The organism is Amycolatopsis sp. cg9 (assembly GCF_041346945.1).
Classification (GTDB): Bacteria; Actinomycetota; Actinomycetes; order Mycobacteriales; family Pseudonocardiaceae; genus Amycolatopsis.
The window spans coordinates 9,735,852-9,750,125 of the sequence record NZ_CP166850.1 but is presented as its reverse complement, the minus strand read 5'-3'; the positions used below and the strand labels follow the sequence as shown (position 1 = coordinate 9,750,125).

Below are 14,274 nucleotides of genomic sequence, written 5' to 3'. Positions count from 1 at the left end.
CCTCGGTGCGGACGTCGCCGCCGCCTTCGTCGTCCGGTGGGTTAGCCTTGCGGGCGCTTGAAGACCTCGGTCGGCAGCCCCAGGTTTTCGACAATCCGCTCGGCGGCGTCCCCGAGCCGGGCGAAGTCGGCGCCCAGTGGCTCGATCACCAGGTGCCGGACGTTTGCCACGTGCGCTGGCGACGCCGTCGCCAGGTGGGTGCGTCCCGCGTCGGTCAGGGTTGCCGTCGTGAAGCGGCGGCCCTGGCCGGTGCACACCTTCCGGGTCACCCATCCGCGGTCCTCTAGTCGGGCGACCGCGTGGGAGATCCGCGGCAGCGAGCCGTTGGCCATCTCCGCGATCTCGCTCATCCGCAGGCTTTCGCCCGGCACCACCGACAGCCGCGCCAGGATCATGTAGCCCAGCAGCGTCAGGTCGGCGTCCCGTAACAATTGGCTTTCCAGCGCTCCTGGCAGCGTGAGCAGCACCTTCGCCACGTTGACCCACGCGCGCCGCTCGTCGTCGTCGAGCCGGTCGAACGGCTCGACTTTTCCCTGCTCGTGCACGCTTGACTTTAACACGCAACTCAACCTAGCTTGGGTTTAACACGCAACCCAAGGAGGAGCGATGTCCACCACCGCCGCCCTGTCCCCTGCCACGGCTCTCCGCCTGGGGATCGCCATCGTGGCGGCTGCTGCCGTCAACACTGTCATCGCTCTCGCGGCGTCCGCCCTCGACGACGGTGGTATCGGGATGGGCCTCAACCCCGCCGCCTACCTGCCCGCGACGGTCCTCGGGCTGCTCGTAGGCGCCGCCGGGTGGGGTCTGATCGCCGGCCGCCACCCGAAGGTGCTGCGGATCGTGGTGCCCCTCGTCCTCGTCTTGACGTGGATCCCGGACGTGCTCCTGCTGACCGCGGGCGCGACCGCCGCCAACGTGGCCGGGCTGATGCTGATGCACCTGACCGTCACCGGCGCGGTCGTCCTCGCCCTCCGCCCGACTCTGCGTGCGCCGGACGCGACGTCGCCGGCACCCCACGCGGGCTGAGCACTCGGCCGCGAAACAGGCACACGCTGTTGCGAGTCGTCAGCGTTCGCCGGGTCGTGCCCGTCCGCTGTGCCGACGCCCGGCAGCTGTGCCTCGACCGTCGCCGGCGGCGCGCCAGCTCCGTCCACGTAGATCGAACGCAAGGCGACTTCGCGCAGGTGCGAGACACCCCGATGTCGTGGTGTAGCTGAAGGGGTTCAGCTGGGACTTGCCGGCGATCCCGGCTCTGCCACCCACGCCATCAACGCCACCGCGCAAACGCGCATCATGGGTCCTTTCACGGTGGCGGCGTAGTTCGGCGTGATCCGCGCTGCTGGCCACGGCGCATGGCGATGGATCCGCCCGACGCGGCAGGCTGGACCGGGGCAGGGTTCCTGTGGTTGCCGGCCGGACTGTTCGCGTTCACGGCGGTCCGGCGACGGCGGATGTGAGCGGGTTCTGTCAGCTGATCCGGTGGAGGTGACCACCGCGCACGGCGAGAACGACGAGCGGCCCGCTGGTCGGGCCCGCGGCCGCCCGCCACGCTGTGGCGCCCGCGGGGGTGGCCGGACCCTGCGCGGCGGTGAGCGGTAGGCCGGTGATGCCGCCGCCGGTCACGGTGCCGGTGGGATCGGTGAGGAGGATGCAGTCCGGTGGGGTGCCGGCGACCACGGCCCAGCCAGTGACGAGGGCACCGGCTGTGGCGGCGGGGGAGTCGATCGCCCCGTGTGCGTCCCCAGGGCCGCCAGAGGGCATCGGTTGTGCGGTGGCGAGGTCGACGTGGCCGCCGAGTTCCGGGCCGTGGCAGCCGAGGGTGAACTCGTCGGTGAACGGGTAGGCGTGCAACGCGCGGGCGGCCGGTGCGGCGTCGCGCTGGATGTGGAGCGCGTCCAAAGCCGCGGGTGCGTCAACGCGAAGGGCGATGGCGGACAAGGTGAGCGGCGCATAGCTTCGGCGGACTTCGTCGGCTTTTCCGCCGCCGATCGCGTGCGTGATCAACGCCAGGGCGGCGACGGCGGCGACGAGATGGCGTTGTGACCACTGTGGACGGCGCAGAGTGGTCAGGACGAACAACGCGACGGTGGCGAGCGCGGCGACGAGGGCGTAGCGGCTGATGAGTCCGACGTTGCCTCCCGGGACGTTCGTCGTCGTCCGCCCCAGGGCGAGCATGAGCGCGAGCGCGAATGCGTAGAGGGCCAAACCCGCCCACCCGGCGTCCGTGCCGGCCGAGTCCCGGAGGCGGTCACCGATCGTGCTGCTGAGCAACAACCCGAGCAGGGTGATCGTCAAGCCGCCCGCGATCACCGCTATGACGGCGGTGTCCACCGACCACAGGCCACCCGCGGCGGCAGCGATGACAGAGAGGCGCCCGTCCGGGTCGAACGCCGCCGTCGAGCCTGACTGTGCCCCGGCGGGTTTGGTGAGCCACCACGCACCGACGACGACGATGCCGACCCCTGCCAGGATCGCGGTACGCAGCAGGGATTCCTTGCGCAGCCACATGATGAACGCGATCACGAACCAGATCGGCAGCGCCGCACCGAAACTGAGGCAACCGAGAACGGCCGCGCCCGACGCCAAGGCAAGACGGCCGTGGTGTGCGCAAGCGATCGCGATCGCACACGCCGTCACGGCGGGGACCCAGCTGATGCCGTTCGTGCCCTGCACCCACAGTTCGGTTGCGTGAGAACTGAACAACAGCCACGAAATGCCGGCCGTCAAGGCGCCGCGGGAGGTCGGGGAGAGCTGTCGCGGCAGCATCGTGCGCAGGGCCAGTACGGCGACCACGAGCAGCACGATCGTAAGGACCGTCAGAACTCGGTTGTCGCCGCCGAACCATGCGGCGTCCGCGTAGAACAGCAGGGACGGCACAACGAACGGTTGGTCGAGGTGATAGGTGAACACCTGGCCCAGCAGCAGGTTGCCGCTGTCGTCGGTGATCTTGGTGAAGACGTGCCAGTAGTCGAGTAGGACGTGCATCCGCGGCGCGCGGACCGCCGCCAGCAGCGCCAAGCCGGCCGGGACTGCGGCGAAGACCCACCACGCGACGGCGCCGGGGCGCCACGACCCGCGGCGGTGAGCCGGTTCGGTGATGCGCGGGATCGGCGCGGTGACGTCGGGCCCGGGGGCATCGGCGAGCACTGGCTGAGTCATGGGTCTCCTGCCGGAACGGAAGGCGCGGTCCGCGGACGGCCGGACCGCCGGCGATCGTAACCGGCTGCTTTCGGGCTGCCGCAGGGCGGTGACCTGGCGTTTACGGCATCGGTGATCAATTGGCAACTGTGGCTTTCGTCTCGTTCGACCTGTGTAACAGCTGTGTGAGGTCGTGGCGATGAGCGGTGCGGGCGAAGGGATGAGAATCTCCGACCCCGGTCAGACCCGTGTCGGCAAGTTGTCCCACGGGCCATGGGGGCGGTCGCGGCGAAGCCGGGATCGCCAGGGGAGGAACCGGTCGTGCTGCGTTTGTCGCGCCCTGTCCAGTTGGTCCGTTGGGTCAGAGCCCTCGTGCTCGTCCTGACGATGACCCTGCTCGTCGGCAGCACCGAAGCCATCGCGGCGCCGCCGGTCGCGCCGAAGCCGATCGACCCGCGTGACGTCGGTCTGCTGTCCCCGACAGCACCGGCGCCGGTCGCGCCGCAAGCACCGTCGACGGCCGATTTCACCGCGCAGACCCGTCGCGACGGCGGTGCGGGCACGCACTTCGACCCGCAGCGCTCGACGCCGGTGTCGAGGTCGATGTTCACCACCGAGTACGTCAACGCCGACGGCACGCACTCGGTGCGCCAGTCGAACCAGCCCATGAACGTGCAGGACGAGCACGGCCAGTGGCAGCCGGTCCGGACCACCCTCGAAGCGGACCCGGCGACCAAACGCGCCGACGCAGACAACCACCCCTTGAGCCCGTCGCTGGCCAGCAAGGCCGACGACGCGGCGGTGCTGCAGGTCGAGTCCGGTGGCCACACCGCGGGCCTCGCGCTCGACCAGGCCGCCCCGACCACGGCGGCGGTAAAGGGCGATTCGGTCACCTACCCCGAGGTCGCCGCAGGCACGGACCTGGACTACGAGGTCACCCCGGGCGCGGTCAAGGAGACCATCAAGCTCAAGCGGCCCCCGGCCGACGGCCGCTCGGCGTGGAAGTTCAAGCTCACCACCGGTGACCTGACCCCGAAGCTGGAGAAGAACGGCTCGGTCACCCTCGCCGATAAGGCGGGCGCGGCGAAGATCGTGTTGCCGCCGATCGAGACCTGGGACTCCGCGGGCAACGGCGAGACCGCGCCGGCGATGACCGGTGGCACCTACGCCCTCGAGAAGGCCGGCGCTGACTGGTGGCTGACGGTCGCGGTCGACCCGAACTGGCTGCGTGACCCGAAGCGGGTCTACCCGGTGTCGGTGGACCCGACCTTCACCTACGGCGTCACGGAGTCGCACTCCTACCGCTCCGACGGCACGAACTGCGACGCTTGCGGCCTGCGGATCGGCAACAGCCAGGCCAAGGGCGACACGTACAACCGCAGTGTCTTCCACATGGACTATTCGCCGCTGTTCGGCAAGACGGTGGTCGGCGCGCGCATGGACCTGACGCGCAACACGAGCGTGGTCGGGTCGCTGAAGACGTGGAACGCGAACCTCTACCACGCGTCGGGCTTCAACTTCAACGGCGTCGGCGGCTACATGACCAGCGCGCTGGTCGGCGACGTCGGCAGTTTCGTCGGCGAGGGGATGACGGGGTTCATCCGCGACCGCGTGAATGCCCGCGACGGCTCGGTGTTCTTCATGATGGTCGGGGCGGAGAACCCCGGCACCTGGACGTACAAGAACCTGAACGCCACTCTCACCGTCGACACCGGCTCCCCGGCCCCGGCTGCGACGCTCGTCGGGCCGGTCGACGGAACCGTGTCGACGTCGCTGACTCCGACCCTGGCGGTCAACCCGGTCGCCGACCCCGACGGCGAGCAGGTCAAGTACTGCTTCCGCATCGCGACCGGCGCGGACGCCAAGTCCGGCGTGGTGGTCGAATCCGGCTGCCTGACGACGCCGACCTGGACGGTCCCGGCGGGCATCCTGCAGGACGGCGTCGCCTACACGTGGCAGGCGATGACCTACAGCGGCACCACGACGATCACCCCGACCTGGGTCGGCCACTTCAAGATCGACCAGCGCATCGGCGACCACGGGCCCTCCCCGACGGACGACGCCGGTCCGGTCGAAGTCAACCTCGCCAACGGCAACGTGTCGACCAGTGCGCAGACGCCGACTTTCACCACGGTCGGCGGCAACGCGGGACTGTCGTTCACCTACAACTCCCAGCAGGTGGAGAACAAGGGCCTCAAGGCGTCCTACTTCGTCGACCTCTCGCACAACGGCATCATCAGCGACCCTCAGCAGCCGGTGCTGGTGCGCACTGAGCCGCAGGTGAACGTCGACTGGGGTACCGACTCGCCGTTCGCGCCGGCGTTGCCCGCGGACTGGTTCGTCGCCCGCTGGGAAGGCTTCTTCCAGGCCCCGGTCGCCGGGACCTACCAGCTGGCAGGCGTGCACGACGACGGTGCGACCGTGTGGATCAACGGCGCCAAGGTCTACGAGGTCAACAGCGCCAGTGACCTGAACTGGACCCAGGCCACCAATGTCACGCTGACCGCGGGCCAGCGGGTCCCGATCAAGGTCGAGAACGCCGAAGCGACCGGCGCGGCGAAGATGCGGCTGTTCGTCCGCACCACCGACAACACCACCGTCGCCCCACAGATCGTGCCCGCCGACTGGCTCTACACCAGCGACCTCCCGGTGCTGCCGCGGGGCTGGGCGCTGTCGGCGGACCTGGACGGTGACGGCTCGAGCTATACCGAGGCCAAGGTCAGCGACCAGAACATCGTGCTGACCGACGCGTCGGGTGCCAAGCACACCTGGACCAAGAAGAGCGCCGGCGGCTACACCCCGCCGAGTGGCGAAGACGGTGTTCTCGGAGTCGACGCGGGAGGGAAGATCACCCTGACCGACGGCGGCGAGGTGTTCGTCTTCCGCGCCGACGGCAAGTTGGAGAGCCAGACCTCCAGCATCGACTCCCGCAAGCCCACGGCGCTGCAGTACATCTACGACGGCACTCCCTCGCGGCTGCGCGAGATCAAGGACCCGGTCTCGCAGCGCTCGCACGTCCTGCACTACAACCGCGCGGGCGACGACTGCTACGGCGGCGCAACCGCTCCCGCCGGCGCGCAAACCCTGCCGCCGGCACAGATGCTGTGCCGGATCAGCTACTGGGACGGCACCGAAACCCGCCTCTGGTACGTCGGCGGCAACCAGCTCGGCCGGATCGAGGATCCGGGCTCGGAGATCACCGACTACGGGTACAACGCGGCCGGTCTGCTCGCCGGAACGCGGGACAGCCTCGCCAACGACTGGATCGCCGCGGACCCGGTCAACCGCAAAGCAAACGAAGGCGACCTGACCCACACGATCTCCTACGACACCGCCGCCAAGCCGAAGGCCATCTCGGTCAACTCCGCGGTGCCCGCGATCGGCAAGGCCCGGTCGGCCCGCGCTTACCGCTACGACCCGGCGAACCGTCAGACCTTTGTGGACGTCGCGGGGCTGAGCCCCGCGACCGGGTTCTTCTCGAAGGTCACCTACGACGCCGCTGACCGGACCACGTCCACGACCGACAGCGCGGGGAAGACGTCGACGCAGGAATGGAGTCCGAAGGATCTGCCGCTGTCGACCACTGACGCGGCCGGACGCAAGACCACCACGGTCTACGACTACGCCGACCGCCCGGTCGACTCCTACGGCCCGGCACCGGCGTCCTGCTTCATCGGTCAGCTGCCCGGCGGTACCTGTCCGGGAGGAATGTCCCACGGCCACAACGGCTACGACGAAGGCATCAACGGCCTCGCCGTGTCCTGGTACGACAACGACCAGCTCTCCGGCGCGCCGAAGGTCTACACCACCGGACTCGGCACCGCGGACGGCACGTTCGTCAAGAACTGGGGTTCGGTGGCGCCCACCGCGGGAATTCCCGCGGACCACTACTCGCTGCGCGCGGGCGGCGACATCGTCTTCCCCGTCGCCGGTGACTACACGTTGCGGCTGCTCGCCGACGACGGCGTTCGCGTGTGGGTCGACGACCAGCTCGTCATCGACGACTGGATCAACACCACCGCGAAGTGGCGCCAGGGCGTCGTGCACGCCGATTCCGCCGGCCAGGCCAAACGAATTCGCGTCGACTACTACGAGTTCGACCTGACCGCCCAGCTGGAACTGCACTGGACCACCCCGTCCGGCACCCAGCAGCCCGTACCTGGGACGCAGCTGCGGCCGCACTACGGGCTCAAGACCTCTACCACGGCGTCGGAATCCGACGGCGTCGCGGACAAGACGGGAACCACCAGCTTCAGCGACAGCGGGATCGACCCGGTGTACGGGCTGGCCACGTCCGGACTGGCCAACCCGTCGGGGCTGAAGGTCGCCGGGGCGGTCTCCTACGAGACGCCCGGCAGTGGCTACCTGCGCAAGACCGCCAAGACCATGGCCACCGGCGCGAAAACCACCTACTCGTACTACGGCGACACCGAGACGCGGGTCAACCCGTGCGTGGCCGGCAGCGCCGCGGTCAACCAGGGCGGCCTGGCGAAGCTGACCACGTCGACGGCCCCGGCGACGGGCCCGGCGCGGGTCGACGAGCAGGTCTACGACGCGTCCGGGCGCGTGATCGCCGAGGCGACCGGCGGGGCGTGGACCTGCACCAGCTACGACAGCCGAGACCGGCCCGTCCAGGTCAAGGTGCCCGCGAGCACCGATGCCCCCGCGCGGACCGTAACCCACGACTACGCGGTCGGCGGAGACCCGCTCACCACCTCGATGAGCGACGACAAGGGCACCGTCACGACCACGGTCGACTTCCTCGGTCGTGAGGTGGGCTACACCGACGTCAACGGCGTGCGCACCAGCACCGTCTACGACCAGGCGGGCCGCGTCACCTCCGCCACCGTCACCCCACCCAACGCCGCGGACCAGCCGAGGACGATCTCCACCACCTACGACGACGCGGGCAGGACCCTCACCCAGAAGCTCGATGGTCAGACCCTGGCCACCGTCGGCTACGACAACGCCGGTGAGCTCGCCACCGTCGACTACGCCAACGGCACCTCACTGGCGTCGACGTCGAAGGACAACGCGGCCAGGCTCCTGTCCCTCGGCTGGAAGACCAGCGACGGCAGAGATCTGGTCAGCAAGGTCGGTCGAACGTCGGCGGGGACGATCATCGACGAGTCCCTCGCCGGCGTCGATGCCCGGCCGGACGCGCCCAACTACATCTACGACGGGGTCGGGCGGCTCACCGAGGCCTACGTCACCGGGCACCACTACACCTACGACTACACCGCGTCCGCGTCCGCGACCTGTCCCAACGGCACCCAGGCGAACGCGGGCCTGAACACCAACCGGATGCGCCTGCTCGACCAGACCGCCTCCGGCACCGCCGAAACCCGGTACTGCTACGACGCGGCCGACCGGCTGCTGGCCACCGAAGGTGCCACAATCCTGTCCGGCTTCACCTACGACACCAACGGCAACACCACCGGCTGGAAAGCGACCGATGGTACGGCTACGACCCTGACCTGGGACGGTTCCGACCGCAACATCGGCGTCAAGAGCGTCGGCCCGAATCCGGCGCTCAACGCCGACATCGCCTACACCCGGGACGTGACCGACCGGATCGTGCGACGCGACCCGCGTGACTGCGACAACAACACAGTCGTCCGGTACGGCTACACGAGCGACGGCGACACCGCGGACTTGACCCTGTCCGCCGATGGCCGGCTCACCACGCTCGCATTGACCCTGCCTGGTGGCGTCCTCTACACGACGAGGGTTGGCTCCGACGGAGCGTTCACGCCGACCTACGACCACCCGTCGGTGCGCGGCGACCTGGTGTTGTCCACCGACTCCTCGGGCCACCAGGTCGGTGAGCTGCGGACCTTCGACCCGTACGGGCAGCCGTTGACCGCCTCGGGTGCGGTCGACAGCCAGAACGTGCCGGACAACGCCCCGGGCTCGATGGACTACGGCTGGCTCGGCCAGTACCAGCGTCCCTACGAGCACACGGGCGCGCTGTCCGTGGTGCAGATGGGGGCCCGGCCCTACAGCCCGCTGCTCGGCCGCTTCCTCTCCGTCGACCCGGTCGACGGGGGTTCCGCCAACGATTACGACTACGTCGCCGGCGACCCGATCAACGCGATGGACCTCGACGGCGGCTCCTGGTTCAGCTCGATCGTGAGCGTCGTGACCAAGGTGGCCGAAGTCGCCTCGTGGATCCCCGGACCGATCGGAACCATCGCGAGCGGGGTGGCTGCGGCAGGAAACGCCATCCAGGGGAACTGGGGAGCGGCAGCACGGTACGGCGCGCAAGCCCTCGCCGGCGTCCTCACCGCCGGGATCGGCACGGCCGCCGTCGGCGCGGCGATCGGTGCTTACAAGGCAGCCAAGTTCGCCCGCGGGGTCGGTACGATCCTCAAGGCGGCCCGGCGTTCGCAAGGATTCGTCTACAAGGGCGTCAAGGCGACCTTCCGCCAATCCAGGGTGGCCGGTCGTATCTGGGTCGGCCCCCTCGCCAAGAAGACCGTCACGAAGCGCGGCAGCGTCCGCTGGGTCTCCCGCAACGGGAAACGCCAATACCGATCCCCGGAGAACAAGGGGCGGCGTGGCTGGCAGTCCAACTTCGAGTCTGGTCGCGTCAACAAGAAGTACACCAACAACTACCATGTGCGACACTGACCCGCGGGAGGTGCCCATGGAGCACGACACGTCGAACGAATTCGCGTTCGCTGACCGGATCGCCGAAGTATCGGACGGGACGCGCATCGAGGGATACCTCCACGTCACGGTTCCCGAGCTCGTGAAGAGCGCTGACGATGTCACTTACGTCGACATGGTTTTCGCGCGACGGGACTTGGACCAACCGGAGCACTGGCGGTACGAGGATCGCGCGGATCCGGGAATGGAAAGCGCGCAGGAGGAACTGGAGACGGCTCGGCTCGACTGGTACGGCGAGCAGTTCGAGTTGCGCTGGTTGGACAACGAGGCAGCGGCAAAGGTCCGCCTCGAGGTGTTCCACGACGGAGCAGAGTCCGCTTAGGACGGTCACTCTTTCATAAGGGACTGTACGGTTGCGAGTCAACCGTGCAGTCCCTCAGTCGTGTGACCCGCGGCGACACTCGAGTTCGTGACGGCGGCCGGCGCGAGGTGACGGCGTTCCGAGAGTGCAGCGTCCTAGTCTCGCGGTAACGTTTCGCCACCGTGTCTAGGACAAGGCGCGGAAGGGTGCGCTCTCAGAGGGCGAGTACGCCTCGCCGCTGGCGAAGCGCCCCTACGACCTGCGGCACGCTTGTATGTCCACCTGGCTGTCCGCTGGGGTGCCGTCTACGCAGTGAGCCGAGTGGGCCGGCCACTCGGTCGCCGTACTGCACCAGATCTACGCCAAGGTGATCGCCGGCCTGGAGCCGGCCGCCCACGACCGCATCGAGAGAGCACTCGACTGGCAGGGGGAAAGTGCGGAAGCGAATTGCGCGAATTCTTGACTTGGAAACATAGATCGGCAATTATTTTATTCATTTGTCAAAGTGTTCACCTGTGTCGAGTTGCTCGTATAGGCGCTGCTTTATTTGTCCTCCGAAGCATTCCTCCCAGGGGAATGCTGGTTCGGGCTTCACGGTCAATCGTGAGCCGTCGCGCTCAAAGTACCGCATGTCAAGGCAGAGACGGAATGTGTCACGTACATTTGTCCCAAGATCGCGTACCCAGTACTCAAGATCGAGAGTGGTGACGTTGGGATTTCCAATCCCTTCGTTGGTCTTCATGCCGGCGGATTCGAGTTTTCTTCGGGCGACAACGTGTCGAGCTTCTCGTGGCGGCACAACTAGTTCCTGACCCCAACGGCGGCCGAGCAGGGTAACGTTTTCAAGATTGGGAAAGTCGATCCGCGCGGGAACATCTGAGCTGTTGACAAATTGAATTGTTGCAGTGAGAACGAATACATAGAATTTGTCGTCCGGTATGCTAACTGTCTCGCTTATCGAATATCGACTGCTCCAAAATATTGCGTTTGGATTCTCTTGATAAGTCGCCAGCGGCACCACTGCGAGGAGCGGCGTGGGCGAGGGGCCATCGACGGTCGCGACAGTGTGCTCACGTAGTACTGAGCCTGGCGTTGCTCTTGCGTAGACCGTCGGTGCGCGAGTGTCGAGTTGTGCGCGCAGGAAGCGATCTTCAGCTGCCCTATATGCGGCCCGTTCACGCTGGGCTGCTGCTTCTGCTCGGCTCTCGGCTGCCTCGGCTGCTACGCGTTCGCGCTCGGCAGCGGCCGCTGCGCGTTCGTCGGCTTGCGCCGCCAACGCTTGTTGGCGTTCAGCCTCGCCTTTCGCGAGTTCGAGCTGCTCGCGTTCTGCCTCAACCTGCTCACGGACCGCCACCACTTGCTGGCCAGCTGACGTTGCAGTCTTGGAGGTCCACCATGCAGCGAAACCTGCCGCGATGAGGGCTCCTGTGGCGGAGATGGCTGATATCCACGTTGGGACGTCGCCGAAGTCGAAGCTCATGCAACAACACGCTAGCGTGACCGACGCCACAGCTTCTCGTGGACCGCGAATAGACCGCGCACCGCCGTCTTCGGCCGCGCGCAGCCGGTCGTTGCCGGTGGCCCGGTGATCGGCTGACGCCACAGTTATGCTGGTCAGCTGCAGAACTCTGCAGGTGCTCGCGAGTGCCCCCGGTGAGATTCGAACTCACACTGGACGGGTTTTGAATCCGTTGCCTCTGCCAGTTGGGCTACGGGGGCGCGACGCAGCAACCCTACGGGATCACCGCCTCCCGGCGACTCTCGGGGCCAGGAGTGTCGTCCGCGCCACTGAGTGGTGAACGCCATCTCGGGAACTGGATCGTTCCCGGTAGGCTTCAGGTTCGCGGGAAGCCGCGAAAACCGACCGTCCCGCCGAGTCTTCAGGAGGACCCCGGTGACCGATCAGGCTACCGAGGCCAACGGTGCCGCCACCGTGCCGCAGCGACGGGTGCTCGTTGCGGAGGACGAGGCGCTCATCCGGCTGGACCTCGTCGAAATGCTGCGCGAAGAAGGCTACGAAGTCGTCGGGGAAGCCGGGGACGGGGAGCAGGCCATCGCGCTGGCCACCGACCTCAAGCCCGATCTCGTGATCCTCGACGTCAAGATGCCGAAGCTCGACGGCATCGAGGCCGCTTCGAAGATCACCGGGGACCGGATCGCTCCGGTCGTCATCCTCACCGCTTTCAGCCAGCGGGACCTCGTCGAGCGCGCGAGGGACGCCGGGACCATGGCCTACCTGGTCAAGCCCTTCGCGAAGCGCGACCTCGTGCCCGCCATCGAGCTCGCCGTCAGCCGGTTCTCCGAGTTGCAGGCGCTCGAGGCCGAGGTTGCCGGGCTCACCGATCGGCTCGAGACGCGCAAGGTCATCGACCGGGCCAAGGGGCTGCTCATGAGCCGCCAGGGGCTCACCGAGCCCGATGCCTTCCGGTGGATCCAGCGGACCGCCATGGACCGCCGGACCACCATGAAGGCCGTGGCCGAGGCTGTTGTGGAGAGCATCGGGAGCTGACCGACCACGAAAAGAGGCGCGCGCCGGGCAGCCGGTGCGCCTCTTTTTCGTGACGCTCCGGGTGCCCGAAAGGGCGTTGTTGGTACCTTTGCGAACCTTCCCGGCGTGGCCGGGCGCGGTGATCGTCTCGCGGTCCGTAGACTCTGCACACCTTGAACCGGGCGTCAAGGGGCACTCTGCGGGCTGTTGAGCACCGAGAGTCACAACCCGCTGGTCAAATTACGACGAGCGGGTGTAAATCATACGTTAATACTCGTGACGACCGTCACGATGTGGCTACAAGAGCACGTGTGACTCTGTGCAACGGCTCCCGGGGCGGCTACTTTCAGCGGCCAGTCAGGTCCCACATGGGGACAGCCGTCCTACCGGGCGGTCAGGTGGCATTTGGAGGAACGAGTGCAGAAAGCACGACTTGCGCGGTTCATCGTGCTGGCCGCTGCCGGGGCCATTTCGCTCAGCGCGTGTTCGGCACGGACCGACAGCGGCTCGGGTGACAGCAGCGCGAGCTCGCAGTCCCAGGCCGCGGCTCCGTCCGCCGCCGCCGACGCGGCCGACCCGGCCGGTGACGGCAAGGCCCAGTGTTCCCCGACTTCCATCGCGTACGCGGGCACCATCAACGGCGCCAACGCCGCGCTGGGCGTCAACATCCTGAACGGCGCGAAGCTCGCCGTGGACCAGCACAACAAGGCGAACCCGGGCTGCCAGGTCAAGCTGGAGCAGTTCGACACCGAGGGCACGCCCGACAAGGCGCCCGGCATCGTGACGCAGATCGTCAACACGCCGGCCATCATCGGCGTCGTCGGCCTGCCGTTCTCCGGCGAGTCCAAGGCCGCGGGCAACATCTTCAACGGCGCGGGCCTGGTCACGGTCACCCCGTCGGCCACCAACCCGACCCTGTCCCAGAACGGCTGGAAGACCTTCTTCCGCGGTCTGGGCAACGACAACACCCAGGGCCCGGCCGCCGCGAAGTTCATGACCGGTGAGCTCAAGGCCGCCAAGGTGTGCGTCATCAAGGACGACTCCGACTACGGCACCGGCCTCGCCGCGTCGACCATCCAGGCGCTCGGCGACAAGGGCACCTGCCAGGACAGCGTCAAGACGAAGCAGACCGACTTCTCGGCCGTGGTCAACAAGATCAAGAGCGAGAAGCCGGACGCGGTGTTCTACTCCGGGTACTACCAGGAAGCCGCGCCCTTCGCGCAGCAGCTGAACGACGCGGGTGTCGAGGCCAAGTTCGTCGGCCCGGACGGTGTCAAGGACGACGAGTTCGTCAAGGGCGCCGGCGAGGCGGCCTCGAAGGCGTACTTCACCTGCCCGTGCGTCCCGGCTGACCAGTTCACCAAGTTCACCGACGCCTACAAGGCCGCCGTCGGCAAGGACCCGGGCACCTACTCGCCCGAGGCCTACGACCTGGCGACGATCCTGCTCAAGGGCATCGACGCGGGCAAGAAGGACCGCGCGGGCCTGCTGGACTTCGTCAAGACCTACGACGGCCAGGGCATCACGAAGCACTTCAAGTGGGACGACAAGGGCGAGCTGTCCAGCACGACCGTGTGGACCTACAAGGTCGAGGGCGGGAAGATCGTCCGCAACACCGAGATCAAGTAGCGCAACGCTTCCGTTCTGATTCCCGGGGTGCTCGCCCGGCGGCTGG

The 14,274-nt window shown here is 67.7% G+C and carries 8 protein-coding genes, 1 tRNA gene and 1 pseudogene; 6 read left to right on the top strand and 4 right to left on the bottom strand.

The features are described from left to right. Positions 1 to 41: 41 nt before the first annotated feature. Entirely contained in the window at positions 42 to 545 is a 504-nt protein-coding gene (locus AB5J73_RS44725; RefSeq protein ID WP_370965654.1) for a MarR family winged helix-turn-helix transcriptional regulator, read from the bottom strand. Positions 546 to 606: 61 nt separating this feature from the next. Here AB5J73_RS44725 and AB5J73_RS44720 point away from each other — a divergent pair, with 61 nt between their 5' ends. Beyond that, the gene (locus AB5J73_RS44720) at positions 607 to 1,026 is read left to right on the top strand and encodes a hypothetical protein (protein WP_370965652.1); all 420 of its coding nucleotides are present in this window, start codon (positions 607 to 609) and stop codon (positions 1,024 to 1,026) included. A 441-nt stretch (positions 1,027 to 1,467) separates the two neighbouring features. Here the strand turns inward: AB5J73_RS44720 and AB5J73_RS44715 are convergent, their stop codons facing one another. After that, positions 1,468 to 3,159: a DUF2079 domain-containing protein gene (locus tag AB5J73_RS44715; protein ID WP_370965650.1), complete on the bottom strand. Its 1,692-nt coding sequence runs from the start codon at positions 3,157 to 3,159 to the stop codon at positions 1,468 to 1,470. Between the two features lie 351 nt (positions 3,160 to 3,510). Here AB5J73_RS44715 and AB5J73_RS44710 point away from each other — a divergent pair, with 351 nt between their 5' ends. The 3 genes and pseudogenes from AB5J73_RS44710 to AB5J73_RS44700 form a co-directional block, all read left to right on the top strand. After that, positions 3,511 to 9,771, top strand: coding sequence for a PA14 domain-containing protein (locus tag AB5J73_RS44710; RefSeq protein ID WP_370965648.1), 6,261 nt, complete (start codon positions 3,511 to 3,513; stop codon positions 9,769 to 9,771). A gap of 16 nt (positions 9,772 to 9,787) precedes the next feature. Then, the gene (locus tag AB5J73_RS44705) at positions 9,788 to 10,132 is read left to right on the top strand and encodes a hypothetical protein (protein WP_370965646.1); all 345 of its coding nucleotides are present in this window, start codon (positions 9,788 to 9,790) and stop codon (positions 10,130 to 10,132) included. A gap of 169 nt (positions 10,133 to 10,301) precedes the next feature. Next, positions 10,302 to 10,574 (top strand): annotated as a pseudogene (locus tag AB5J73_RS44700) (integrase); the annotation flags it as partial. Between the two features lie 30 nt (positions 10,575 to 10,604). On the opposite strand, the gene AB5J73_RS44695 reads toward AB5J73_RS44700, so the two are convergent. Continuing rightward, positions 10,605 to 11,591 (bottom strand): hypothetical protein, encoded by a 987-nt coding sequence (locus AB5J73_RS44695; protein ID WP_370965644.1) that lies wholly within the window; start codon positions 11,589 to 11,591, stop codon positions 10,605 to 10,607. Between the two features lie 165 nt (positions 11,592 to 11,756). Further along, a tRNA-Leu gene (locus tag AB5J73_RS44690) sits at positions 11,757 to 11,830 on the bottom strand. Between the two features lie 175 nt (positions 11,831 to 12,005). Here AB5J73_RS44690 and AB5J73_RS44685 point away from each other — a divergent pair. After that, positions 12,006 to 12,620 (top strand): ANTAR domain-containing response regulator, encoded by a 615-nt coding sequence (locus AB5J73_RS44685; protein WP_020646628.1) that lies wholly within the window; start codon positions 12,006 to 12,008, stop codon positions 12,618 to 12,620. 426 nt (positions 12,621 to 13,046) lie between these two features. After that, on the top strand, positions 13,047 to 14,228 hold the full coding sequence (locus AB5J73_RS44680) for a branched-chain amino acid ABC transporter substrate-binding protein (RefSeq protein WP_370973518.1): 1,182 nt from the start codon (positions 13,047 to 13,049) through the stop codon (positions 14,226 to 14,228). Positions 14,229 to 14,274 lie beyond the last annotated feature (46 nt).